This window comes from Cellulomonas fimi, assembly GCF_012952065.1.
In the GTDB taxonomy this organism is placed as follows: Bacteria; Actinomycetota; Actinomycetes; order Actinomycetales; family Cellulomonadaceae; genus Pengzhenrongella; species Pengzhenrongella fimi_A.
This window is the reverse complement of the sequence record NZ_JABCJJ010000037.1, coordinates 1-23,987: the sequence shown is the minus strand read 5'-3', so window position 1 is coordinate 23,987 and position 23,987 is coordinate 1. Positions and strand designations below refer to the sequence as shown.

The window sequence follows — 23,987 nt, the reverse complement described above, 5'->3', positions numbered from 1 at the left end:
ACGGTCGGCTCGAGCACCTACGCGGCTCTGCCCTCGGCTTCCGCAACCTCACCAACTACATCGCCAGATCGCTCCTCGAGACCGGCGGATTCCGACCCCGACTACACCCTCGATCCGGATGAGCCCGGAAAGACCGAGGCCCTTGGCCTCGGGCGCGCCAGTAGCGCAGAGTCGCGACGGGGATCCGATACCTGGCAGACACCTCTTCGATCGTGAGGCGCTCGTCTTCCATGGTCAACTCCCTTCAGTTCGTCCCCTCGTTCACCACCGAAGGCACGCAGCCGCCGTCTGGTGCTCACACGCGAGCGGCTAGCTTCACGCTCGATGGCGACGCCGCCCGGCTGCCGTCTGGCGACGGCGGTGCGCAGCGCGGTGATGGCGAGCTGGGCGGTCATCCGATCTTCGACCGCGTAGCCGACGATTCGGTTGCTGAACAGGTCCTTGATCGCGCAGCAGTACAGCTTGCCCTCGCTGGCCGGGTGCTCGGTGATGTCGGTGACCCAGACCTGATCGGGCCGAGCAGCGGTGAAGTTCCGTTGGACGTGGTCGTCGTGCACCGTCGGCCCCGGCGTCTTGGCGGCGCCGCGACGGCTCTTGCGGACCGTCGCTGACCACAGCCTCTGCTGCGACCAAAGGCGCCAGACCGGTCGCTCACCGACGTCGTGACCGGCGCGTTCAAGCTCGTCGGCCAAGAACCGGTAGCCGAACCCCGGGTCGTTGCCGTGGGTGTCGATCAGGGCGTTGGTCGAGTAGCGTCCTCCAGATCGCGCCGGCTGACGGGGTTGACCAGCCAGGCGTAGTACGCCTATCTGGAGTGACCGAGCACCCGGCAAGTCAGCCGCACCGGGATCCCCTCGGCGGCCAGGTCACGGACCAGCGGGTAGCTCATTCTGGGAGGCTGCCGGCGGCAAGGGCGGCTTCCGCCGTGGTCTCGGGTAGCAGCTTTCGCTCTCGCTCCGCGGGTGCTGCTCGGGCGTTCCGCGTATCGTCACAGTCCTCAACTGACGCTCCGGGGCAGTACAGGCAGTCCACGGGGCGATCCTGCCTCGAGCCACCGACTCAGCTGGTCGCGACTGAAGAGCTCGTCCAGCACCATCGATGCAACCCCGACGAGGCTGGGGTCTTTACGGCTTCCGGTCCGCTCGATGAAAAGGTCCCTGGTGGCCAGCGGCAGTGAGCGGCGGTAGACCGTCTCGCGAACTGCGGCCAGCAGAGGATCGGAGTCGCCACCAAGAACGCCACCCAGGACGACAACGTGGGGATCGAAGAAGTTCACCAGGGTTGCGAGCGTCTGGCCGAGCAGGCGCCCGGAATCCATCAGCAGTTCGACGCTGACGCCGTCGCCTTCTTGGCCGCCGCGCGCGATATCCTCAATTTTAAGCTGACCGTGTTCCTCCAGGATCCGGGCGAGGTAGGGGCTGCGTCCCTGGTTTACGGCCTCGAGTGCACGGCGCACAAGGGCGCCGCCGCCAGCGTGGGCCTCCAGACAGCCGATATTGCCGCAGCGGCAGACGACCTCGCGGGCTGCCGAAATCTCTACATGTCCGATGTCCCCGGCGCAGCCCTTGGCGCCTCGGTGCAGCTCGCCGCGCGAGACGAGGCCAGCCCCGATGCCGGTGCCGACCTTGACGAAGATCATGTCCTGGCCGGGGGAGCTGCCGCGGGCCTTCAGCTCCCCCAGCGCCATGAGGTTGACGTCGTTGTCTACCCAAACGGGGACGTCGTAGCGCTCCGCCATCCACCCGCGCACGTCGGCATCGTGCCAGCCGGGCATAATTGGCGGACGCATCGGACGGCCAGATGCGAACTCCACCGGTCCTGGCAGTCCCACCCCGACACCCCACACTGGGGCCGTCGGGCCGAGGTCGGCCAAGAGTTTCCCGAAAACCTCGTGGACGCGCCCGAGGACGGTCGATGGCCCCAAGGCGATGTCCATGGGTTCCTCATGGGACGTCAGGAGTCGCCCGGACAGGTCCGTGACGCCTGCCCTTATGCGGCCTGCGCCAAGCGGCGCGACCAGGATCACCCCCGCGTGCGCCGAAAGGGCGAGCTCACGCGCGGCGCGGCCTCCAGTGGATGGTGCCGTGCCGCTTTCGACGACGACCCCTTGCTCCAGCAGCCGCGCGACCCGCTCCGTCACCACGCTGCGCCCGAGACCCGAAGCCCGCACAAGCTCCGGGCGGGTACGGGCGGCCCCCGAGCGGATGAGGCCTAGCACCGACACGAGGCCGTCCACGATCTCAGTAGGCAGCGTGTTGTGCTGCATGACGCTCCTCGTTTCGTCTTGATACGAGCCTAGCCGTGCGTTTGGTCGTTCACCAGTTGACTTCTGCACGTCGACGACATTAGATAGTGCTGCCTGCTGGCGACTCCAGGAGACGCGGGCTCTCTCGGACGCCTCTGGGATCGCAAGCGGCGGGGCGGGTCGTCACCTCGCCTGGGTTGGCACGGTCGCCGAACCTTCAGAGCAGGGGTTGCCCGTGCCCGCGACAGCTGTCAACCAGAGGCAACCATCAGGTTGATGGGTCATGTGTCCACTGCTTCACCGCTGTCACTAGGTCGCACCAGTCACCTCAGATAGGACTCGATGATGAGCACTAAGCAAACGACTCCACGGCACCGTCGGGATCTCTTCATAGCATCGGCAACGGCTGTGGCGAGCGTCGCCCTGGTGGCCTGCACGCCGTCGGTCGAAGGCGGTGGAACGGGCGACGGCGCTGACGCTGAGGCCCCAGAGAAGCTCAATGTGCTGTACGCCACGGCCGAGGCCAACGCCGCTGCTGTTCAGGCGATCCTTCCGCAGTTCGAGGCGGCGACCGGCATAGAGCTGGTTCTTGACACGCAGCCCTACGACGCTCTCCAGCAGCGCGTCTTCGCGGAGTTCGCTTCGAACAGCACCTTCTACGACATCGTCATCGTTGACACGCCGTGGGCGCCAGCTCTGGTGGACCGGTTGGAACCGCTCGGCGAGTACCTCGAGGACGAGTCCCTCAACGACCTCGCCGACGCCGACATCGGTGACTACATTCCCAAGGTCTTGTACGACACGGCCGTCTACGACGCGGGGAACCCGGTCGCCCGGTTCCCGGACACCGCGGCGCCGGGGGACGTCGGGGCCATCAAGGGAGAGGGCTTCGACGTCTACGGTCTGCCGCTGCAGGCGAACGCGCTGGTTATGGCGTACCGGAAGGACCTCTTCGAGGACCCCGCGCAGCAGGCGGCCTACCGTGAGCAGTACGGCACGGACCTGAAGGTTCCGGCCACGCTGGAGGAGTACGCCCAGGTGGCGAGGTTCTTCACGCAGCCCGACAAGAACCTGTACGGCACCACGGTCATGGCGGGCGTCGGCGACTGGGCCACGGACGACTTCAAGAGCCTCCTCGCGGCCTACGGGGGCAACGGGACGCTCGTAGGGGATGAACTGTCCCTCGACTTCAACAGCCCGGAGGGCGTCGAGGCGCTGACGTACTACCGCGACCTAATCGCCAGCGGCGCCGTCCCACCCGGCAGCACCTCCGCGTCCTGGGACGAGGCAGCGGCGTCCTTCGGTGGGGGTCTCACCGCGATGACGATGAACTACCACCAGGTGCAGCTCGACGAGGGCGTCGACGGCGAGATCGGCTTCGCTCCCGTTCCCCAGGGCGTCACCTCGGGCCCGCATTTTGGGACCTGGATGCTGTCGCTGAACGCCAACGGTCAGAACAAGGCCTGGGCATACCGCGCCGCGGCGTGGCTCACGGCGTCCGATCAGCAGCTGGCCATGACCGAGAACCAACTCCACCCGAGCCGCACGTCGGTCTACGACGAGGTCTCCGGAGAGAACGCCGAGGAAGGCCCGACCACCGAGTTCTACGACGTGCTGGGGCAGTCCCTGGCCCAGGGCCAGGGGCGGGCGCGTTTGACCAACTACATGGAGGTCAGCCAGGCGATCGCGGTCGCGGTCAACCGCGCGGCCAGCGGTGTCGTTGAGCCGGCCGAGGCCCTGGCCGAGGCAGAGCGGAACGTCCGCACGCTGCTGGAGCAGGCCGGGTACGAGGTGCCCGCATCATCGTGAGCACCATGACGTCGCTCCCCGGGGGCCGGGAAACCGCCCCCGGGGAGGGCGGTCGCCGAACTCGCGACCACGCGCGCCGCTCCAACACCGCCTCGCCCCGGCGGCGCGGCTTCGGCCAGGGCCTGCCGTGGCTCCTGATGGTCCCCGCCCTTGTCGTGCTCCTGCTCATGACGATCTTCCCCGCGGCTTACCTGCTGTGGGCGAGCCTGCACGGGGGAACCCTTCTCGGTGGGAACGGTCAGTTCGTCGGCCTGCAGAATTACGTCGACGTCCTCACCAGCGTCGACCGGCTCAAGGGCTTCGCGCTGATCCTGGTGTTCGTGGTGGTGGCGGTCTCGATCCAGACGGCCCTGGGACTCGCGCTTGCCGTGCCCCTGTCCGCGCAGACGCGGTCGAGCAACATCGCCACGACAATCGCGCTGGTCCCGTTCGCGGTGACCCCGGTCGTCTCCGCGCTGGTCTTCCGCGAGCTCTTCAACCCCAACTACGGCTGGGTTGGCTACTTCATGGGCCTGGTCGGCCTGCCTGACGACATCGCCTGGCTCAGCAGCACGCCGCTGGCCTGGGTGCTCCTGATCGGCATCGATGTGTGGCAGTGGACGCCGTTCGTGGCGCTGATCCTCATGGCCGGCCTGAAATCGGTCCCGCAGGAGCCGGTCGAGGCCGCCGCGATCGACGGGGCCTCCGGGTGGCAGATATTTCGGTACGTGAAGCTCCCGATGATCCTGCCGTTCATGGCGATCGCCGTCGTCCTACGCACGATCCAGGCATTCAAGACCTTCGACTCGTTCAAGGTGCTTACCAACGGTGGCCCCGGGACGTCCACCGAGATCATCAACCTCGAGATCTACCGCGTAGCCCTGCAGAGCTTCCGCATCGGTGCGGCGTCGGCGATCGCGATCGTGTTCCTCATCCTGCTGCTGACGCTCGTCCCGCTACTGCTCCGGGCGGTCGGGCGCGGCACCGACGAAGAAGGGGTCTGACATGGCGACCACCGCTACCGAGCGTCCCACGACGCTTCGCCTGGCCGGGCGGGGCCTCATGTGGGTCTGGCTCCTTCTGGGCCTGTTCCCCCTGTTCTTCATGGTGGTGACGTCCCTCAAGCCCGAGGGAGCCGCCCGGACCCGCCCGGTCCAGTGGTTCTTCATGCCCACCCTAGAGAACTACGCGAACGTCCTCAGCGGCGGAGCGGGCACCTCGGTCGGGTTCGACCGACTGCTGTTCAACAGCGCGGCGGTGACCCTCGGGTCCACCATCCTCACCGTGGCGGTCGCGCTGCCGGCCGCGTACGCGCTGTCCCAGCCCACCTTCCGGGCCCGCAAGCGCCTCTCCTCGTGGATCCTGTCGACGTATATGTTCCCGCCGATCGTGGCGGTGATCCCCGTGTTCATCCTCGCCGGCCAGGTGGGCCTGATCGACACCTACCCGGTGTTGATCGTCCCCTACGCCGCGTTCAACCTCCCAATCGCCGTGTGGATCCTCCGCAGCACTATCCAGCAGATCCCCTACGAACTGCAGGAGGCAGCGATGATGGACGGCGCCAGCCGCTTCACCGTCATGCGACAGATCATCTGGCCGCTGGTCGTGCCGGCCGTTGCGACGGCGTCCATCCTCTCCGCGGTGCTGTCCTGGAACGAGTTCCTATTCTCGCTGTCCCTGACACGCGCGGCCGCCAAGACCTCGCCGGTCGGCATCCAGGAGTTCACCGGCATGTTCGGCACCCAGTGGGGATCGCTGACCGCGGGCGGCACGCTCATCGTCGCCCCGATCCTCGTTCTGACCCTCATCCTGCGCCGCCGCATCGTCTCCGGCCTGACCTTCGGCGCCGTCAAGTGACCGCGCGTCGGCCCGCCAGCCCCAACCGTCCTTGTGAGGAGTGCACCCGATGAGAGCTGTCCTGCTGCCCGGTGACCGGAAGGTCGTCGTTGCCGAGCGCCCCGACCCGACCCCGGGCCACGGCGAGGTGCTCATCGCCAGCCGTGCGTCCGCCATCTGCCGCAGCGACATGGGCCTGTACTCGGGCGACCACGCCGTGGTGGGCGGTGCGATCGCCCCTGGCACCATCGTGCCCGGCCACGAACCCGCGGGGGTCATCGTGGAAGTCGGTGAGGGCGTGACGTCGTTGCGGCCGGGCGACCGCGTCGCGGGATACCTCGCGATCGGCTGCGGGCTGTGCGAGCAGTGCCACGCCGGCTACCGGATGCTGTGCCCGCGGTGGAAGTGCGTCGGATTCGACGTCGACGGCGGTGACGCCGACCTGATCGTGCTGCCCGAGGCGAACGCGCTGCGCCTGCCCGACGAGGTGTCCTTCCCCGCTGGGGCCCTCATGACCGACATGGTCGGCTCGCAGTACGCCACCCAGAGCCGACTCGGCGTGCGAGGCGGCCAGCGACTCGCCGTCGTGGGACTGGGCCCGATGGGTCTCGCCGCAGTCCTCGTCGGCCGCGCGCTGGGCGCCGAGGTCATCGCCGTCGACCCCATCGAGGCCCGGCGGGAGACAGCACGAGAGCTCGGTGCCGCGCACGTCATCGGCTCGGAAGGCGCGCTCGACACAATCCGTGACCTGTCGTCGGGTCGCGGCGTGGAGGTCGCCGTGGACTGCTCGGGCAACCCGCACGGGCAGAACCTGGCACTGGATGCCGCCGCCCTGCGGGGCTCGGTGGCCCTGGTCGGGGAGTCCTCGGCCACTCAGATCAGTCCCAGCGACCAGCTCATTCGCAAGCTGCTGACGGTTGTGGGCGGCTGGTACTTCCCGCTGGGGGACTGGGAGGCCATCACGCGCCTCGTCGTCGACCAGGAGCTGCCGGTCGAGCGGCTCGTGAGCCACCGATTCGACTTGACAGACGCCGCGGAGGCGTTCCGCGCCTTCGACCAACGAGAGACCGAGAAGGCCGTCTTCGTCTGGGACGAGTGACTTCGGTCTGGGACGAGTGACTCCGCACCGCCGTACCTCTGCCGCACCGCCTCCACAGAACGAAGGAGCTCAACGTGTTCCGCTATACCGCTGAAGTGCTGCCGTACCACGACTATCCGCTGGCCGACGCGTTGCGCGAGCTGGCCGGGCTCGGCTTCAAGGAGGTCAACCTCTGGTCTTCCGCCCACCCGCTGGCGTCCCACGTCAACCCCGGCGACGACGTCGGTGAGATCAAGAAGCTATTGGACCAGTATGGGATGACCGCGTGCGGCCTGACCATGTACGGCAAGAGCAAGGACGAGATGCTCGAGCGGATCGACTTCGCCGCCGAGCTTGGGATCGACACCGTGGTGTTCGACTGCGAGGCGAACTACACGGACTTCGTCTCCACGTTCCTGCCGCCGCTGGTGGAAGCCGGGGAAAAGGCCGGTGTCCGGATCGCGGTGGAGAACCATCTGACCGTCCCCTTCAACCCGGACTTCGAGCACGGCGCGGGGGAGGAGCGGCGATGGGACGAGGGTGTGGACTCGCTCGCTCAGATCAAGCGGCTCGTGAAGGACATCGACCACCCCAACCTCGGCGTGTGCCTGGCCCCACCGCACCTGTGGGTGATGGGCGAGACGATCAGTGAGGCCATCACCTTCCTGGCCGAGCGCAAGCGGCTGTACTACTACTACATCTGGGACGTGGACCGGGCCTACCGCCACGGTGTTGACGGCCTGAACTTCGGCCCCGGGGAGAAGCAGCTGCCTCGCCACGACGGCGCGATCGACCACGCCATTCCGCTAGCGACGCTGCATCGGGTGGGCTACACGGGCGCGGCGAGCCTGAAGTGCCACGGCACGCACGGCTGGGAGCTGTCGAAGATCACCGGCGAGCTCACCAAGGCCGACGCCTACGTGCGCTCCTGCCTGGACCTCATCCGATGACGAGGGCTCGTGCCCGACTCGGGACGAATGGGGCGACGAGATGACGTCGATGACCGCCGCCGAAACCGGCCGCCCCGTGCTGCGCGTGGCCCAGGTCGGGTACGCGTTCATGGGTGCCGTCCACTCCCACGCCTGGCGGACGGCGCCGCGATTCTTCGACCTTCCCGCTGTGCCGCAGTTGCGCGTCCTGGTCGGGCGAGACTCCGCCGCCGTCTCCGCCGCCGCAGCGCGTCAAGGGTGGGAGGAAGCCGAGACGGACTGGCGCCGCGTGCTGGAGCGCGACGACATCGATCTCGTCGACATCTGCACCCCTGGCGACACCCACGCCGAGATAGCGATCGCGGCGCTGGACGCCGGTAAGCACGTGCTGTGCGAGAAGCCGCTCGCCAACACGGTTGCCGAGGCCGAAGCCATGGTCGCGGCCGCGGACCGCGCCCGTGAGCGCGGTGTGCGTGCGATGGTCGGACTTACCTACCGGCGGGTGCCGGCGATCGCACTGGCCCGCCGGCTGGTCGCCGAGGGTCGCATCGGCCAGATCCGCCACGTGCGCGCCCAATACCTGCAGGACTGGATAGCGGACCCCCAAGCCCCCATGTCATGGAGACTGCAGGCCGAGCGAGCCGGTTACGGTGCCCTCGGGGACATCGGTGCGCACATCATCGACCTTACCCAGCACATCACCGGAGAGCTCATCACCGGAGTCAGCGGCGCAATGGATACTTTCGTCAAGGAGCGACCCGTGGCCGACAGCGCGACCGAGCGCGGGCAGGTGACAGTTGACGACGCCGCGGTCTTCCTGGCCCGGTTTAGCGGGGGCGCGCTTGCCACATTCGAGGCGACTAGGTTCGCGACGGGCCGGAAGAACGCGATCCGGGTCGAGATCAACGGATCGGCGGGCAGCCTCGCGTTCGACTTTGAGGACATGAACGTGCTCCAGCTGTTCGACGCGTCCGAGAGTCCCGAGACTGCGGGCTTCCGCCGGATCCTGGTCACCGAGCCCGAGCACCCCTACGTCGGAGCCTGGTGGCCAGCAGGCCACGGGCTCGGGTACGAGCACGGGTTCATCCACCAGGTGGTCGACCTGGTCACCGCCGTGGCGAAGGGCGATGAACCGACGCCGTCCTTCACCGAGGGACTTCAAGTCCAGCGGGTAATGGCCGCGGTCGTCGACAGCGCTTCCCGCCACAGCGTCTGGGTCGGGATCGCGACTTGATCTCCGCAATAGCCTCTCCCGCTCTTCGATTCCGAAGGAACGCTCTATGAATCATCCCGTTACGCTGTTCACTGGACAATGGGCCGACCTTCCCTTTGAGGAGGTGTGCAGATTGGCCTCTCAGTGGGGTTACGACGGGCTTGAAATCGCATGCTCCGGCGACCACCTGGACGTCTGGCGGGCGGCGGACGACCCGCGGTACCTGCAGGAACGGCGCGAACTCCTCGACCGACACGGGCTCGAGGTTTGGGCAATCTCCAACCACCTAACCGGTCAGGCGGTCTGCGACGATCCGATCGACTTCCGGCACGAGGCGATCGTCCGCCGCACCGTCTGGGGAGACGGAGACGCCGAGGGCGTGCGACGGCGTGCCGCCGAGGAAATGCGGTTGACCGCCCGGGTGGCCCGCCAACTCGGTGTCGAGACCGTTGTGGGCTTCACCGGATCGAGGATCTGGCCGTACGTCGCCATGTTCCCGCCGGTCCCCGCTTCGGTCATCGACGCGGGCTACCAGGATTTCGCCGACCGTTGGAACCCCATTCTCGATGTATTCGACGGCGAAGGGGTGCGTTTCGCCCACGAGGTGCACCCGTCAGAAATCGCCTACGACTACTGGAGCACGGTCCGGGCCCTCGACGTCGTCGACCACCGCACAGCCTTCGGACTCAACTGGGATCCTAGCCACATGATGTGGCAGGACATTGACCCGGTGTCGTTCATTGTCGACTTCGCCGATCGGATCTACCACGTCGACTGCAAGGACACGCGCCTCCGTCCCCACAACGGTCGCGCCGGGCGGCTCGGCTCGCACCTTGCCTGGGGCGACCCCCGGCGAGGCTGGGACTTCGTGTCCACGGGGCACGGTGATGTGCCGTGGGAGGACTGCTTCAGGGCGCTACGGTCCATCGGGTACTCCGGTCCCATCTCGATCGAGTGGGAGGATGCCGGCATGGATCGGATCCACGGAGCCCAGGACGCCCTGCAACGGGTCCGTTCGATGCTCTGGGCTCCGCCGGCGGCGCCCTTCGATGACGCCTTCACCTCCGGTGAGTGACGACTGGTGCGGGCAGGCACTGGGGTGTCTCCAAGATGGACCCTGGGTCCAGAGACGCCGCCTGGTCCTACGCACGCTAGCGCACGGGAACCAGGCGGTCGCGGAGCTCGACGAGGACGTCCCCGGTGCGCACACGCGTGGGTATCACGCTGACCTTGGGTAGCGCGCCTGAGTCGTTTGGCCCGGTTGCTCGGACGAGGTCGCGCGCGGCTACAACCACGTTCCACATGCCGGGCAACCAGGAGTGGCTGGGACCCGGAGCTGAGGATCACCGCACTGCGGTTCTTCAACGGGATGGACCCGAGGACTACGCAGTGTTCTCCGCCTTCGACGCGGCCCCCATGGTCCACAAGTGGAACCGGCGGGGCTACATCGACGGCAGGGACGTCGCCCAGGCCGTGGCCCGCGCCCTGGAGAACCCGCCGGGTCGGTGCCGTGGTCCCGGCCGCTGGGCCGGTCGTGGCGGGTCTGAAGGGGCACGACTACGCCACCGGCGGCAAGCCCGACATCGCCTGGGATGACCCCGGCGCTCGTGACCTGCTGGTCTCTGCCCTGGTCACCGACGCGTTGACGGTGCTGGAGCAGCTGGCTGGTGTCGACCTGGACCCGGGCCAGGGCGAGGCGGTCGCGCTGCTGGCCCTGGTCGCCGGTCAGGACGTCGAACCGGCCCAGGGATCGGACGGCACCGACCGGCGCTGGCGCATCGCCCGCAAGGTCGCCCAGGACCGGGTGATCTCCACGGTCGACCCGCAGGCCCGGCACGCGCACAAGTCGCGGGAGAAGAAGCAGGACGGCTTCAAGGCGCACGTCGTCGTCGAGCCCGACACCGGCCTGATCACCGCCGCGGCGCTCACGATGGCCGCCGGCGCGGACAACAGCGACGCCGCCCGCGGGATCGAGCTCCTGGACGCAGATACCACCATCACCGACGACCCCGACGTGCAGGTGCTGGCCGACTCGGCCTACGGGTCCGGTGACATGCTGGCCGCGGTCGAGACCGCCGGGCGGGTCGCCCTGATCAAGCCGATGCCGATCCAACGGCCGGTACCGGGCGGGTTGACCATCGACAACTTCACCGTTGATCACACCGCACGGACCGTCACCTGCCCGGCCGGGGCTACCCGCCCGGTCAGCGCCAAAGGACGTGTCAACTTCGGTGCTGTGTGTGCGCTGAGTGCCCCCTGCGGGCACGGTGCACGACCTCCGCTGGGGGACGAAAGCTCGTCATCGGCGAGCACGACCAGATCCGGCGCGAACACCGCAAGCGAGCCCGCGCTACCGCCGCCACCGCCCCATGGTCGAACGGTCCATCGCTTGGCTCACCCGCGGTGCCCGCCGCGTCCCCTACCGAGGGGTGACGAAGAACGACGCCTGGTGGACACTGCGCGCCGCCTCGATCAACCTGCGTACACTCCTACGCCTGGGACTGCGACTCGACCACGGGAACTGGGCCACGACCTGACCAGGCCGCCACGGCGGCGGCCGTGAACCCGCCCCCACGGCGCCCACCGGCCACCTCAGCGCCCCTCGGCGACACCCCGGCCCCGGAAATCCGGTCGCGGACACCGCCAGGCACCGACCTACACCGCGTACCTGTCGTCAACCCCAGTGCCCCGACGGCACCCGAGAGCACCTTCTTCAGCAGTCTCCTAGGGTTGGACGCGCCATGGAGACTGCACCCGCGATCGACGGCGCTGCCCTGCGCGCCGCGCGTGTACGTGCTGGGCTGACGCAGCATCAGCTCGCGCATGAGGTCGGGGTTGTCGGCGGGGAGCGGGTCTCGATGTGGGAGCGCGGCGAGGCGAGGCCGCGCAGTCCGCAGCTCCTGCACGCCGTCGCGCGCGTCCTCGGGGTGCCGGCGACCGTCCTGCTGCTCGCGCCCGACGGCGGGTCGAGCCTGCGGTGGCTGCGGTTCGCCGCGGGTCTCAGCGTTGATGAACTCGCCCGTGCCGCGCACGTGTCCATGGCCACGCTCAAACGGTGGGAGGCGCAAGGCTGTCGCCGCGCACCGTCGTCGGCAACTCTCGCCGCCGTTGCTGCCGCCCTCGACGTCGGAGTCGTCGAGGTAGAGCGGGCGCTTCTGCGGTCTTAGCACGCGTCATCCACACTTCGGATCTCTGGGGGTTACGCCGCGCGGTCATGATCCATACCATGCGTGTGACAGATTCGCCACCAAGAGGCGATCGCGCGATGGGGGCTTGAGCGCGGCCGATCCGGCACACGTCCAACCAGGCACCTCGCTCGCGGGATTGGCTCTCGCGCTTCCGAGCCATAGGCACTAGTGTCTAAGGATCGAACTGATTCCTGGGTGAGCACCACGGCTTCCTCCGCCGCCTGAGGGCGACGAGGGCGTGAGGAGCACAAATGACGAGGCCCGTTCGACAGACCCTCGGTGTGTTCGTCGCCGCGCTCGTCGTGGTGCTCGGCGCTGGCTGCGCCGGTGACACGAACCCCCCCGCCCCGGCACCGTCATCCGCCTCACCCACCGCGCCAGCATCTTCGCCGACGCCGACTCCCACCCCGTCACCCGAGGAGGGGGCGGCGTTCCGGGCGGAGGAGATTGTGCGTGCCTACCTCCGCGCACAGACGGACTGCCTGACGGACCCGGCAGCCACCCAGATCACGTGCTTCGACGCAGTCGCGATCGGAACGGAGTTGGTCAACCTGAAGAATGCCCTGACGAGCGCCCAGACGGTGGAGACTCGGGTGACCGGCGACATCGTCGTCGCCTCGATCGAGCTACAGGGCGTCGACCTGACGAGCGATCCGGCCGCGTCCCCGCCCGTCGTGCCGACCGTCGTCTTCGACGTATGCGCCGACGTGAGCGGGTACAACGTCGTCGACAAGGACGGTCAGTCGATCGTTCCGCCGGACCGCGCGGCGACGAGTTCGCTCGAGGTCTCGGTCTACAACTACGGATACCCGGACCAGACGCAGTGGCGAGTCGGCTACGTCGTCCCCGCAGAGGACTTGGCGTGCGGTGGCTGACGCACCGTCTGCTGGCGGTCGGCGCCGTTGCGGGGGTGGTGCTCGTCGGAATGGGTGCACCGGTGGCGACCGCCGAGGGTGCGACCTGCGTGTCGTACAACCTGTTCGGCGTCTGCACCCTGTGGGCCGAGTCTCCTGCGGACCCCGGTGACGGCGGCGGATCGCGATCTGGCTCGAACGACGGACCGAACGGCGTCCCGATCATGCAGATTGAGGGGCACTACTGCATGCCTACCGGCCTCGCCGACCCCCAGCCACCGCAATCCGAAGCCGTGTGGGAGGGCCGCACCGACGGGGCGATCTACGTCTGCGAGGTCCCGGCGGGGCGTGGCGGGATGTTCGTCGTCGGCTACCTGATTTCGTACTGGTCGCTGACCGCGCCGGCCGCGCCGCCGGACCCGGAAACCCTCGCCCAGCAGGCCGTCGCGTCCATGGAGCTCCAGGCGGTACGGATTGGGATCGTGCCCGAGGCGCAGCCCGGTTCGGTCGGTCTGGTCGGGATGCCGAACTGGATGTGGGTGTCGGCTCCAGACGCTCCGACCTTCGGGCCCATCACGCGCACCGCTTCGGCCGGCGGCTGGAGCGTCTCCGCCACGGCGCAGGTCGCCTCGGTGTCCTGGGACATGGGCGACGGGCGGGTCGTGACGTGTGCCGGTTCGGGGACCCCCTACGAGGCGTCCTACGGAGCAGCGTCGTCGCCCGACTGTGGGCACACCTACACCCGGCAGGGCGACTACACGGTACGGGCCACGTCGCACTGGGTCGTCACATGGTCGGGCATCGGCCAGGCCGGGACGATCTCGCTCGACCTGACCCAGGCGACGGACGTGACGATCGGCGAAGCGCAGGTGCTCACCCAATGAGTCGCGGGGGAAGGAATCAGACGATGATGACGAGCGCGGTCACTTCACCGGCCCGGACGGAGCGTGGCACATCCAACGAAACCCGCACCTTGAACGGCTCGGTGCCCTCGGACGCGGTGCCCGCCCCGCCACGCGCCCGCCGGCGCTGGGGGCTGTTCGCCGCGATGGTGCTCGTCGTCGCCCTGGGAGTGCTGGGTAACGTCTGGCTGCTCGCGTCGACGACGTCGGCACAAGAGGTCGTCGCGGCGCGCTCGACGATCGAGCGCGGCTCGGTGATCGCTCGCGAGGACCTGATGACGGTTCGAATCGAGCTCGACCCCTCCCTGCACACGGTCCCGGGTGGTGGTCTGGTCGACCTGGTCGGGCAACGGGCTGCCCTCGATGTCGCGGCGGGCTCGCTCGTGACGACCGAGGCTGTCACCGAGACGACGGTCCCCCCGGACGGGTACTCGCTGGTGGGGATCGGCGTCGCCCCGGCACGGATGCCGGGCGTCACCCTGGCGGCGGGCGACGAGGTCCGCGTGGTGGCGACCCCGCAGCTGGCCACCGGGAACGACACTGACGCCACGCCCGTGTCGGTCAGCGCGGTCGTCGTCGGTACCCAGGCGGGCACGGACGCCACTGGAGCGGGCGCGCAGACGATCGTCACGGTCCAGGTGCCCAACGCCGACGCCGCGGCCCTGGCCGCGATGGCCGCGACCGGAAACGTGGTCCTCGTCCTGGACTCCCGGGAGCGGTGAGCTCATGAGCCTCATGGTCCTGAGCTCCGCGAGCGGGTCACCCGGCGTGACGACCACGGCGCTCGGGTTGGCCCTGACGTGGCACCGGCCGTGCCTGCTCGTCGAGGCTGACCCGACTGGCGGGTCCGCCGTCGCCGCCGGGTACCTGCGCGGGTCGATCGTGCCGCCCGAGGCGATGATCGAGCTGGCCCTGGCGCAGCAGGACGGCCGGCTCCTGCTCGACACGCTCGCGCAGGTTTCCCTCGAGCTGCCCGGATCGGGCATGCGCTTCGTCCCGGGCACCCGGTCGCACGAGCAGGCGCGCAGCCTCGTCGGCTTGTGGGAACCGCTCGCAGCGGCGCTGCGCTCCCTCGACGACACCGGGCAAGACGTCGTGGTTGATGCGGGCCGACTGGGGCTGTTCGGTAGCCCGGAGCCGCTGATCGAGGCCGCGGACCTCGCGCTCCTGGTGATCCGGACCGACCTCGTGGCCCTCTCTGCGGCCAGGTCATGGGCAGAGACGCTCCGCGAGCGGTTCGACCGGGCGGGGGCCGGCAGCTCGCTCGGGGTGCTGCTCGTCGGCGAGGGTGAACCGTTCGGTGCTCGCGAGGTGTCCCGCGTGCTGTCCCTCCCGGTGGTGGCCACCGTGGCCTGGGACCCGGAGCACGCCGCCGTGCTCTCGCACGGTTGGCAACCGCCGCGCCCGAGGTCGTTGCAGCGGCTGGCGGGACGGTCGGGCTGGGAGGACTCACCGCTCCTGCGCAGCATCCGCGCCGCAGGCAGCGCGATCACCGGCACGATCCGCGCTACCGCCGCCCGCCTGGAGGCCACGGGAGGGGGACGACGATGAGCAGCGAGCCGAGCACCGGGCCCCTGCCGTCGACAGACCCGTCCGCGCTCCCGCTCTTCGCCGCCCCACCGGCCCGGCCCGGTCGGGTCCGTGGTGACTTCTCCCTACGGGCCGCGGTCACAAGGCCCGCCGCGCTCGACGAGGCGCGCCGCCGCCTGGCGGCGGTGCGTCGACCGCCGCCGACCACCCCAGCGACTAGCGACGGTTCCACGACCCCGATCGACTGGGAGCTCGTGCGGGCCTTCCGCACCGTCGTCGCCGGCCGCCTCACCGCAGCACTGGGCGGGGAATGGCGGCCGGAGTCGGCCGAAGAGAACCCGGTTGCGCCCCGCCGAGCGGTCGACATGGATCGCGACGAGCAGGAGCGGTACGGCTGGGCGGTCATCCACGACGTGCTCAAGGAGCACACCGCGGATGTCGTCAAGGCCGGCACCGGCGACGCGTGGACCGTTGCCGAGCAGACGCAGATGGCGCAGGCGATCTTCGATGCCGTGTTCCGCCTAGGCCGGCTCCAGCCACTGATCGACGACGACCGCGCCGAGAACATCTTCATCCTCGGCCACGACCGGGTGCTGCTCCAACTCGTGGACGGCTCCCGTATCCGGGTCGACCCGGTGGCCGACAGCGGCGACGAGCTGATCGACTTCCTGCGCTTCCTCGCCAACCGCTCCGAGTCGAATCCGCGCCCGTTCTCCGAGAGCACCCCGCGGCTGCATCTCAAGCTCGACGGCGGCGCACGGCTGGCGGCGACGGCGTGGGTGACCAGCAGCCCGACCGTGGTGGTCCGCCGCCACCGGCACAAGGTCGACACGCTCTCAGCCTGGGTGGACCGCGGGTGCATGAGCCCCGCCTGCGCGGACTTCCTTGCCGCGGCGGTGCGCGGCAAGTGGAGCATTGTCGTGGCCGGTCCGATGTCCGCCGGGAAGACGACGCTCATGCGCGCACTGTGCGCGGAGATCCCGCGCGAGGAGGTACTGGGCACCTTCGAGACCGAGTACGAGCTGTTCCTGCACGAGACGGGCCGCCACGACATCGTCGTCGACTGGGAGGCCCGACCCGGAATGGGCGAAATCGGCGCGGACGGCCGGGCCGCCGGTGCCTTCGACCTGGACGAGGCGCTCAACGACAGCTACCGGTTCGCCCTCGACCGGCAGATCGTCGGCGAGATCCGCGGCCGCGAGGTCTGGACGATGATCAAGGCGATGGAGAGCGGCACCGGGTCGCTATCCACCACGCATGCCGCCAGCGCCGAGGCGGCCATCCGCAAGCTCGTCACGTGCGCGATGGAGGCCGGCGGGCACGTCACGCGGGAGCTTGCCTTGGAGAAGCTCGCCGGGTGTCTCGAGGTGATCGTGCAGCTGAATCGGCGGGTCGTCTTGATGCCAGACGGGTCCCAACAGCTGCAGCGCTGGGTGAGCGAGGTCGTCGTCGTTGAGCCCGGCGAGCGGGAGAAGGGCTACGCCCTCACGCACCTGTTCGGTCCCTCCGGCACCGGACCCGCGCGGGCGAGCGGGCTGATGAGCGAGCGATGCAAGGACCTCACCGTTGATGGCTTCGACCTCGACCTGTACCAGGCCGAGGCGGACGGTCGGGGGTGGCAAGGGTGAATGTCGGGGCGTGGTCGGCCGTGTTCGGTGCGCTGGTCGTCGCGGGGCTGATCGGGGCAGTGCTCGCGCTGCAAACCAGGCCGGTCCGCGAACCGGCCTTGCGTCGCTCCTCGGCCCTCGCGCGACGGCTGGCGGGCGCATCCAGCCGGACCCGGCTGGTGCTGGCCGTCTCGTTCGGCAGCGGACTGCTGATCGCCCTGCTGGCTGGCTGGGTGGCCGCGGTCGTGATCCTCCCCGCCGCCGCGCTGGGCCTGCCCTACCTACTGGCCGCCCCGCCCACGGCCACCACCATTCGCAGGCTGGAGGCGATGGAGGAGTGGACGCGCAACCTCGCGGGCGTGCTGAGCTCGGGAGTGGGCCTCGAACAAGCCGTGACTGCGACGCTGCGATCGACACCCGACGCGATCAAGCCTGAGGTCACCATGCTCGTCGCCCGGCTCCGCGCCCGGTGGGACACCGAGCAGGCGCTGCGAGCCTTCGCCGACGACCTCGACGACGTCACGGGCGACCTGATCGTCGCCAACCTCATCCTTGCGGCGCAGCGCCGGAACCGGAGCCTTGCGAACGCCCTGCAGGGCGTGGCCGAGTCGGTGACCGAGGACGTGACCTCCCGCCGCAAGGTGGAGGCGGGTCGGGCGAAGCCGCGCGGCAGCGCCCGGCTCGTCACAATGTTCTCCACCGGTGTTCTCGTTTGGCTGGCGTTCACGGGCGACTACGTGGCACCGTACGGCACTCCGCTGGGTCAGGTGCTGCTCGTCGCGCTGCTTGCTGCCTACGCTGGCGGGCTTCTCTGGATGCGGAAGATGACCGAGGGCAAGCCGCTGCCCAGATTCCTCGGCCCGGCCGCGAGAGCGGGTGTCCGATGACCGCCCTGCAGCTCGCCGTCGTGTTCGGCATCGTCGTCGGCGCCGGTCTGGCCGGGGCGCTGTACGCGCTGGTACCGGCCCAGCCGGACCTCGGTGACGTCCTCGCCCGCCTGTCCCCAGCGTCGCGGCGCCGCGCCGCCACCACGACGCCGTCCGCGACCCCCGACACCGAGGAACGCCTGGGAATCTGGGCCGAACGGACTCTGCCCACCCGGCTGCTCGGAGCTGCACCCGCACGGGACCTGGCAGTTCTGCGCCGTACCCCGGCGCAGTTCTACGGCCGCAAGGTCGCCTATGGACTGCTCGGCCTCGTCCTGCCCTCTCTTCTGACCGGGTTCTTCACCCTGCTGGGCATCCGGGTGCCGGGCGTCGTTCCGGTCGGCGGCACCGTGCTTCTTGGTGCGCTGATGTTCATGGCGCCCTCGCGGGACATCGCCGAGGAGGCCAAGCGGGCGCGCGCCGAGTGCGCCAGGGCGCTGAGCGCCTACATCGAGCTCTGCGCCCTGGAGCGCAACAGTGGCGCGGGGGCGACCGTCGCGCTGGCCAGCGCGGCCGAGATCGGTGACTCGTGGGTGTTCAGCCGCATCCGCGAGGAGCTGGCCCGCGCCCGGTACAACGGCCAACCACCCTGGGACGCGCTCAACGAGCTGTCGGACACCCTCGGCCTGCCCGAGCTCGCTGACGTAGCCCACATCATGCGGCTGGCCGGTGATGAGAACTCCGAGGTCTACCGGTCGCTGCGCGCCCGCAGCGCCACGGTGCGCAGCAGCCTGCTGTCAGAAGAACTGGCCGAGGCCAACGTCGTCGAGGAGCGCATGTACGTGCCCGGGTCTCTTCTCGGCCTGGTGTTCCTCGCCCTGCTGATGGCACCTTCCCTGCTTCGTCTGTTCGCCATGTAGCACGCCATGAGGAAGGAACCAACGATGCCGCACCACCTGATCGCCACCCTGCTCACCTTCGGTCTGACCCTGCGCGACCGCGCCCGGACCGCACTGGCCCGCGCCGGCGACGAGGGTGCCAGCACCATCGAGATCGTGTTCTGGTCCGTCGGTCTGCTCGTCCTCGCCGGTCTCGTCTTTGCCGCGATCCAGGCGTACGTGAACGGCAAGATCCCGGGGATCAGCTGAGTGCCGTGCGGCACCGTCGAGCCGAGGTGAGGCGCTATCGGGCGCACGCGGCTCCGGCGCGCCCGCCGAACGACCGCGGTTCGGCGACCGTGCAGATCGTCGTGCTGATGCCGGCGCTGTTTCTGCTCATGTTCACCGGCATGCAGGCGGCCCTGATCTACCATGCCCGGACGGTGGCGATTGCCGCCGCGCAGGAGGGTGCCCGCACGGCGGCCGTGCAGTACTCGTCGGCTGCGGCCGGAGACGTCGCCGCGGAGCAGTTCATCGCCTCCGCCGGGGGTGAGGACGTGCTGCGTGGCGTCACGGTCACGGCGACGAGAGACGCAACGACCGCTTCGGTGGTCGTTGCAGGCGTGACGATGACCGTGGTCCCGGGCTGGACACCACAGGTCGTCCAGAGCGCCTCGGCATCCGTCGAGCGGGTGACCGGATGACCGGCCTGCTCGCTCGCACCGGACGACGCCTCGGCGGCCGTCCCTCGGACGAGGGCTCGATCGTCGTCGAGATCGTCATCCTCGCTCCCGCCCTTGCCCTGTTCCTCGGGCTCATCGTCGCCGGCGGGCGACTCGCCGTTACGCACCAGGCAGTCGAGGCAGCGGCCGCCCAGGCCGCGCGGGCGGCGTCCATTGTCCGCACTCAGGACGAGGCGCTGACCGCGGCACAGTCAGCGGCCACCTCCGCGCTGGGTGCTCAGCGACTGAACTGCGTGGCGAGCGAGGTGAGCGTCGACGTCGCCGGCTTCGCGACACCCGCCGGAACACCGGCCTCGGTCGGGGCCACTGTGACGTGCCAGGTGTCGCTCGCCGACACTCTGCCCGGCCTGCCCGGCTCGGTCGGTGTCACGGCCACGGTCCGCTCGGCCCTTGACACGTACCGGGAGCGGTGACGACCATGCCCACCTCCTTCATGCGCCGCCGGTTCGCGCACGACGATCCCGAGCGCGGCTCGGCGACGATCTGGATGATCACGACAGCGCTGACGATGATCCTGCTGGTCGGGCTCGCGGTCGACCTGGGTGGCCAGGTGCTCGCGAAGCAGCACGCCGAGGTCGTCGCGTTCGAGGCGGCACGCGCCGGTGGTCAACAGCTCCAGGGCGCAGCCGCCGTCCTCGGCCAAGCTGCGGTGGTCGACCCGGCCGGCGCGGTCGCGGCGGCCTCGACCTACATCGCGGGAACGCCCGAGGTCACCGGCACCGCCAGCGTCGTCGGGACCCGCGTCGTGGTGGACACCGTGACTACCTACCAGACCCGATTCCTGTCGATCATCGGGATCCAGGAGCTCACCGTCACCGGCCACGCCGAGGCGCAGACCCTCCGCGCTGTGGAGGGAGTCGTCCGATGAGACTGCGCGCCCGCCTGGTTGGCCTCGTCGCCACGGTCCTGCTCATCGGCGTCGTGGTCGCGGTCCCGGCAGCCCTCCTCAGGGTCGGCGTCGACCTGATCCCGAGCGAGCTGCCCACCACCGTCGGGCCGATCTTGGCCGCCCTGCGGTCGCCCGACGACGGCACCCTTGTGCTTCAGGTCATCACTCTCGTCGCATGGCTGGCTTGGGTGGTCCTGAGCGCCAGCATCTTGCTCGAGGTGGTCGCTCGCTTGCGTGGGGCGCGAGCGCCGCGCATCCCGGGTCTGCATGTCCCGCAGCTCGCGGCGCTGCAGCTCGTGAGTGCCGCAGCCCTGCTGTTCGTGGCCGTCCCCTCGGTGGGCATGAACGTCGCTGGGGCTGCCCCGGCCCACGCTGCCATGGCGCCTCACGTCGTCGACGCGCCCGTGATGGTCGAGTCGCGCGAGGGCGGCGCCGGGCCCGCGTCGCCGGTCGCGGGGTCCACTTACACCGTCCAGCCCGGCGACAGCCTGTCGGCCATCGCCCGAGACCAGCTCGGCGACGCCGATAGGTGGCCGGAACTCGTCGACCTCAACCCGGTTGTGGCCGACGACCCGGATCTGATCTACGCGGGCACCGTGCTGCTGCTGCCCGCGTTTGTCGCACCTCCAGCACTGGTGACGAGCCCCCACACCTACACCGTGCAACTCGGCGACACCCTCTCGAGCATCGCTGCCCGTGAGCTCGGCGACGCCGAGCGGTACCCGGAGATCTTCGAGGCCAACAAGAACACCGTCCAGCCCGACGGGCGCCAGGTAACAGACCCCGACGTGATCGACGTCGGCCAGGTGCTCACCATCCCCGGCACGGTGCCAGCCGTGGCCACGGCCGACCCGGCGCCTGTCGCAGTGACTCTCGAGCCCGCGGAACCGGCGCCGACCGCCATCGTGCCCGAGCCCAGCGAAGCACCGACGAGCACGTACCCGGCACCCGAGCCGATTCCTGCCGGGGCCGGACAGGTCGACGCACCGGAGCACGACGACGAGGAGACCTCCACCGCCGCGCCGTGGCTGCTCGCCGGCCTCACGGGGGGCGGCGCGGTACTCGCGGGGTCGCTGTTCCTAATGCGCGCTCGTGGCCGCCACGCCCAATCCCGTGCTCGACGACCGGGACACACCCTTCCCGCTCCCGACGTCGTCCTCGCGCCGGTCGAGAAGACGATCAGCGCCGTCGGGGCGGTCACGGCACCGACGGTCGAGCACATGGACGCAGTCCTGCGGCGGTTGTCCGCATCGATCGCCCGGGACGGCGCGACCATGCCGGACCTGGCGGCCGTCGAGCTGACGGCGACCCACGTCGTCCTGCACCTGGGGACACCGACCACCCTGGACGAGCCGTGGCTCGGCAGCTCCGACGGGTATCACTGGCGCGTCCCGGCCGCCGTGCCGTTGGACGAGGTTGGACCCGACGTGGCCGACCAGCCGGCGCCCTACCCGTTGCTGGCCACCATCGGGGTCGGGGACGACGAGGCGGTGTGGCTGCTCAACGTCGAAGACCTTGACGTGTCCATCACGGGCGACCCGACCTACGGACTGGACTTCGCGCGCTACCTCGTCGCCGAGGTCGCGTGTAACCCGTGGTCGGCGGGAGCCAACGTCGAGTGCATCGGTGTCGGCTACGAGCTCGCGGCACTTAACCCCGACCGGGTCCGGGTGCACGAGGGACCCGCCGACGACGGCGGCGACCCGGTCGACGACGCACTGACCGAGGCCGTGCGCACCCTCGACAACGCGGCCGCTGTCGGCGTCGACATCGTCACGGCGCGGGCCACTCAGGCCGGGGCCGAAGCCTGGACCGCCCGATTGATCCTGCTCGACGCCTCGACTGCGCACCCCGCGCTCGACGAGCTGCTCGACCTCGTTCACGCCCACCCCGGACGCACGGGCACATGCGTCGTCCTCAACGGCACACGACCGGATGCGCCCGGCATCGTGCTGGACGTCACCGCCAACGGGCGGGTCATCCTCGCCAGTGCGGGCCTTGACCTCGTCGCCGTCGGATTGACCAGCGACGAGGCGCAGGGGTGTGCAGCTCTCCTGGCCCAGAGCGAGCAGGTTGACGTTGTCGCCGTGCCCGTCGATGACCAAGCCACCGAGGGCTGGCGGTCCTTCGTCGATCAGTCCGGTGCACTTCGGGACGAGCACACCCTGCCGCGAGAACCGCTTCCCGAGCCGAACCGGGGCGACGCCGGACCGGGTGTGCCGGCGGCGAGCAGCGTCCTGAGCGAGCCCGACGAGCTCTACCTGGAGGCAGCCGCCACGACGTCGGAGGACCTGCAGACTCTCGCACCCCGGGTCGCAGCGACGGTGCGCCGCGACGTTGAGGATGCCGACCCCCGTCTGGATGAGGACGTCGCCGCGTGGTTCGCCGAGTCCAGCCGCCTGCCGAAGCTGCGCCTGCTCGGTCCCGTGCGCGCCACCACCCGCGGCAAGCCCCTGCTCAAGCGCAAGCCGTACATGACCGAGCTGCTCACCTTCATCGCGCTGCACCCGCACGGCGCCACCCCGGGCGAGGTCGCCGACGCGTTCGGGCTAACTTCGGCAAAGGTGCGCGAGTACGTCCGCCTCGTGCGCGAGTGGCTCGGCACCAACCCCCGCACCGGCGAGCCACACCTCCCCGACGCCCGCCTCGCGCGCGGGGCGCTGCATCGCGGCACCGCGGTGTACGAAGTTGTGGACCTGCTCGTCGACCTGGACCTGTTCCGCCGCCTTCGTGGCCGGGGGCAGGCGCGCGGCGCCGACGGCATCGAGGACCTGCGCACCGCCCTTCGACTCGTCGAGGGCCGCCCCTTCGACGCCCCGGTTCAGCGACGAGCCGGCGGCGGGTGGACCTGGCTCGTCGACGGCGACCGGCTCGACGAGCACGCGGTGGTCGCAGTGGTCGACGTCGCCCACCTCGTCGTGACGCATGCCCTTGCCACCGGCGATCTGGCCGCCGCCCGCATGGCGGCCGAGACGGCGGCCATGGCGGCCCCATTCGAGGAGATCCCGCGGCTGGACCTCGCCGCGGTCGCCACTGCCGAAGGACGCCATGCGGAGGCGCACCGAATCATCCGCGACGAGCTCGCCAACCGCACCGACGACGAGGGTGCGCCGCCCGAGCTCGTCGCCCGCACCGAAGCGATCCTGCGAGGGCGGGCCGGCTGGCTGGGGAGCAGAGCGTCGTGACAGCTGCCCCTCGATGGGCCCGATGGCCCGATGGCGCTGGCCCTGCCCACGTCGTGACATGAGCGGCATGCTGGTGCGAGCCCGCGGCCGCGACCTGCCGGCCCTGGCTCTGGTGGCTGCTCGGGCGATGGTCAAGTCCTGGGGAGTGGTGTAGCGGTGCGGTGTGACCCCTGGGGTGTTTTCAGGCCGTGAGGGCCAGGGTTGGGTCGGTCACCTCCTGGTCGCCGGGGACGAGGTTGAGGTGGGCCTTGGCCAG

The 23,987-nt window shown here is 69.7% G+C and carries 22 protein-coding genes and 1 pseudogene; 21 read left to right on the top strand and 2 right to left on the bottom strand.

Translation table 11 applies throughout. The features are described from left to right. Positions 1-101: 101 nt before the first annotated feature. A complete protein-coding gene (locus HIR71_RS17635; protein ID WP_396031813.1) occupies positions 102-557 on the bottom strand; it encodes a DDE-type integrase/transposase/recombinase in 456 nt (151 codons plus the stop codon). A gap of 440 nt (positions 558-997) precedes the next feature. Beyond that, the gene (locus HIR71_RS14885; RefSeq protein ID WP_169325854.1) at positions 998-2,266 is read right to left on the bottom strand and encodes an ROK family protein; all 1,269 of its coding nucleotides are present in this window, start codon (positions 2,264-2,266) and stop codon (positions 998-1,000) included. 480 nt (positions 2,267-2,746) lie between these two features. Between HIR71_RS14885 and HIR71_RS14880 the strand changes: the two genes are divergently transcribed. The 21 genes and pseudogenes from HIR71_RS14880 to HIR71_RS14780 all read left to right on the top strand — a co-directional run bounded on the left by HIR71_RS14880 (position 2,747) and on the right by HIR71_RS14780 (position 23,731). Then, positions 2,747-4,054, top strand: a complete 1,308-nt coding sequence (locus HIR71_RS14880; RefSeq protein ID WP_169325853.1) for an extracellular solute-binding protein — start codon at positions 2,747-2,749, stop codon at positions 4,052-4,054. Positions 4,055-4,059: 5 nt separating this feature from the next. Beyond that, complete coding sequence (locus tag HIR71_RS14875) at positions 4,060-5,037, top strand: carbohydrate ABC transporter permease (protein ID WP_249051912.1); 978 nt, start codon at positions 4,060-4,062, stop codon at positions 5,035-5,037. A gap of 1 nt (position 5,038) precedes the next feature. Then, positions 5,039-5,890: a carbohydrate ABC transporter permease gene (locus HIR71_RS14870; protein ID WP_169325851.1), complete on the top strand. Its 852-nt coding sequence runs from the start codon at positions 5,039-5,041 to the stop codon at positions 5,888-5,890. Between the two features lie 49 nt (positions 5,891-5,939). Continuing rightward, positions 5,940-6,968, top strand: a complete 1,029-nt coding sequence (locus tag HIR71_RS14865) for a zinc-binding dehydrogenase (protein ID WP_169325850.1) — start codon at positions 5,940-5,942, stop codon at positions 6,966-6,968. Positions 6,969-7,042: 74 nt separating this feature from the next. Then, positions 7,043-7,897: a sugar phosphate isomerase/epimerase family protein gene (locus HIR71_RS14860; RefSeq protein WP_169325849.1), complete on the top strand. Its 855-nt coding sequence runs from the start codon at positions 7,043-7,045 to the stop codon at positions 7,895-7,897. 49 nt (positions 7,898-7,946) lie between these two features. Beyond that, positions 7,947-9,110 carry a Gfo/Idh/MocA family protein gene (locus HIR71_RS14855; protein WP_396031809.1) on the top strand — a complete coding sequence of 388 codons (1,164 nt, stop codon included), beginning with the start codon at positions 7,947-7,949 and terminating at the stop codon, positions 9,108-9,110. A 46-nt stretch (positions 9,111-9,156) separates the two neighbouring features. Continuing rightward, entirely contained in the window at positions 9,157-10,164 is a 1,008-nt protein-coding gene (locus HIR71_RS14850) for a sugar phosphate isomerase/epimerase family protein (RefSeq protein WP_169325847.1), read from the top strand. 420 nt (positions 10,165-10,584) lie between these two features. After that, a pseudogene (locus HIR71_RS17020) lies at positions 10,585-11,626 on the top strand (transposase); the annotation flags it as partial. Positions 11,627-11,830: 204 nt separating this feature from the next. Further along, positions 11,831-12,256 carry a helix-turn-helix transcriptional regulator gene (locus HIR71_RS14840; RefSeq protein ID WP_169325845.1) on the top strand — a complete coding sequence of 142 codons (426 nt, stop codon included), beginning with the start codon at positions 11,831-11,833 and terminating at the stop codon, positions 12,254-12,256. A 614-nt stretch (positions 12,257-12,870) separates the two neighbouring features. Further along, positions 12,871-13,152, top strand: coding sequence for a hypothetical protein (locus tag HIR71_RS14835; RefSeq protein WP_169325844.1), 282 nt, complete (start codon positions 12,871-12,873; stop codon positions 13,150-13,152). Beyond that, entirely contained in the window at positions 13,140-14,015 is an 876-nt protein-coding gene (locus HIR71_RS14830) for a PKD domain-containing protein (protein WP_311836312.1), read from the top strand. The genes HIR71_RS14835 and HIR71_RS14830 overlap by 13 nt, the downstream gene beginning before the upstream one ends. Positions 14,016-14,116: 101 nt before the next feature. Continuing rightward, positions 14,117-14,755: an SAF domain-containing protein gene (locus tag HIR71_RS14825; protein WP_311836311.1), complete on the top strand. Its 639-nt coding sequence runs from the start codon at positions 14,117-14,119 to the stop codon at positions 14,753-14,755. Between the two features lie 4 nt (positions 14,756-14,759). Beyond that, the gene (locus HIR71_RS14820) at positions 14,760-15,584 is read left to right on the top strand and encodes a hypothetical protein (RefSeq protein ID WP_169325843.1); all 825 of its coding nucleotides are present in this window, start codon (positions 14,760-14,762) and stop codon (positions 15,582-15,584) included. Positions 15,585-15,817: 233 nt separating this feature from the next. Next, positions 15,818-17,191 carry a CpaF family protein gene (locus HIR71_RS14815; protein ID WP_169325842.1) on the top strand — a complete coding sequence of 458 codons (1,374 nt, stop codon included), beginning with the start codon at positions 15,818-15,820 and terminating at the stop codon, positions 17,189-17,191. Continuing rightward, positions 17,188-18,057, top strand: coding sequence for a type II secretion system F family protein (locus HIR71_RS14810; protein WP_169325841.1), 870 nt, complete (start codon positions 17,188-17,190; stop codon positions 18,055-18,057). Before HIR71_RS14815 ends, HIR71_RS14810 begins: the two co-directional genes overlap by 4 nt. Continuing rightward, complete coding sequence (locus tag HIR71_RS14805; RefSeq protein ID WP_169325840.1) at positions 18,054-18,956, top strand: hypothetical protein; 903 nt, start codon at positions 18,054-18,056, stop codon at positions 18,954-18,956. Before HIR71_RS14810 ends, HIR71_RS14805 begins: the two co-directional genes overlap by 4 nt. Before the next feature lie 24 nt (positions 18,957-18,980). Beyond that, positions 18,981-19,184, top strand: a complete 204-nt coding sequence (locus tag HIR71_RS14800; protein WP_169325839.1) for a hypothetical protein — start codon at positions 18,981-18,983, stop codon at positions 19,182-19,184. Positions 19,185-19,273: 89 nt separating this feature from the next. Beyond that, complete coding sequence (locus tag HIR71_RS14795; protein WP_311836310.1) at positions 19,274-19,618, top strand: TadE/TadG family type IV pilus assembly protein; 345 nt, start codon at positions 19,274-19,276, stop codon at positions 19,616-19,618. Beyond that, positions 19,615-20,070, top strand: coding sequence for a TadE/TadG family type IV pilus assembly protein (locus HIR71_RS14790; protein WP_169325838.1), 456 nt, complete (start codon positions 19,615-19,617; stop codon positions 20,068-20,070). Before HIR71_RS14795 ends, HIR71_RS14790 begins: the two co-directional genes overlap by 4 nt. A 5-nt stretch (positions 20,071-20,075) precedes the next feature. Beyond that, positions 20,076-20,525 carry a TadE/TadG family type IV pilus assembly protein gene (locus HIR71_RS14785; protein ID WP_249051908.1) on the top strand — a complete coding sequence of 150 codons (450 nt, stop codon included), beginning with the start codon at positions 20,076-20,078 and terminating at the stop codon, positions 20,523-20,525. After that, complete coding sequence (locus HIR71_RS14780) at positions 20,522-23,731, top strand: LysM peptidoglycan-binding domain-containing protein (RefSeq protein WP_169325837.1); 3,210 nt, start codon at positions 20,522-20,524, stop codon at positions 23,729-23,731. Before HIR71_RS14785 ends, HIR71_RS14780 begins: the two co-directional genes overlap by 4 nt. Positions 23,732-23,987: the final 256 nt, after the last annotated feature.

Bases quoted from the DNA above. Each gene is read 5' to 3' on its own strand.
- HIR71_RS14885 (WP_169325854.1), bottom strand. From the start codon at position 2,266: ATGCAGCACAACACGCTGCCTACTGAGATCGTGGACGGCCTCGTGTCG.
- HIR71_RS14875 (WP_249051912.1), top strand. From the start codon at position 4,060: ATGACGTCGCTCCCCGGGGGCCGGGAAACCGCCCCCGGGGAGGGCGGT.
- HIR71_RS14870 (WP_169325851.1), top strand. From the start codon at position 5,039: ATGGCGACCACCGCTACCGAGCGTCCCACGACGCTTCGCCTGGCCGGG.
- HIR71_RS14865 (WP_169325850.1), top strand. From the start codon at position 5,940: ATGAGAGCTGTCCTGCTGCCCGGTGACCGGAAGGTCGTCGTTGCCGAG.
- HIR71_RS14855 (WP_396031809.1), top strand. From the start codon at position 7,947: ATGACCGCCGCCGAAACCGGCCGCCCCGTGCTGCGCGTGGCCCAGGTC.
- HIR71_RS14850 (WP_169325847.1), top strand. From the start codon at position 9,157: ATGAATCATCCCGTTACGCTGTTCACTGGACAATGGGCCGACCTTCCC.
- HIR71_RS14840 (WP_169325845.1), top strand. From the start codon at position 11,831: ATGGAGACTGCACCCGCGATCGACGGCGCTGCCCTGCGCGCCGCGCGT.
- HIR71_RS14820 (WP_169325843.1), top strand. From the start codon at position 14,760: ATGAGCCTCATGGTCCTGAGCTCCGCGAGCGGGTCACCCGGCGTGACG.
- HIR71_RS14805 (WP_169325840.1), top strand. From the start codon at position 18,054: ATGACCGCCCTGCAGCTCGCCGTCGTGTTCGGCATCGTCGTCGGCGCC.
- HIR71_RS14800 (WP_169325839.1), top strand. From the start codon at position 18,981: ATGCCGCACCACCTGATCGCCACCCTGCTCACCTTCGGTCTGACCCTG.
- HIR71_RS14790 (WP_169325838.1), top strand. From the start codon at position 19,615: ATGACCGGCCTGCTCGCTCGCACCGGACGACGCCTCGGCGGCCGTCCC.
- HIR71_RS14785 (WP_249051908.1), top strand. From the start codon at position 20,076: ATGCCCACCTCCTTCATGCGCCGCCGGTTCGCGCACGACGATCCCGAG.
- HIR71_RS14780 (WP_169325837.1), top strand. From the start codon at position 20,522: ATGAGACTGCGCGCCCGCCTGGTTGGCCTCGTCGCCACGGTCCTGCTC.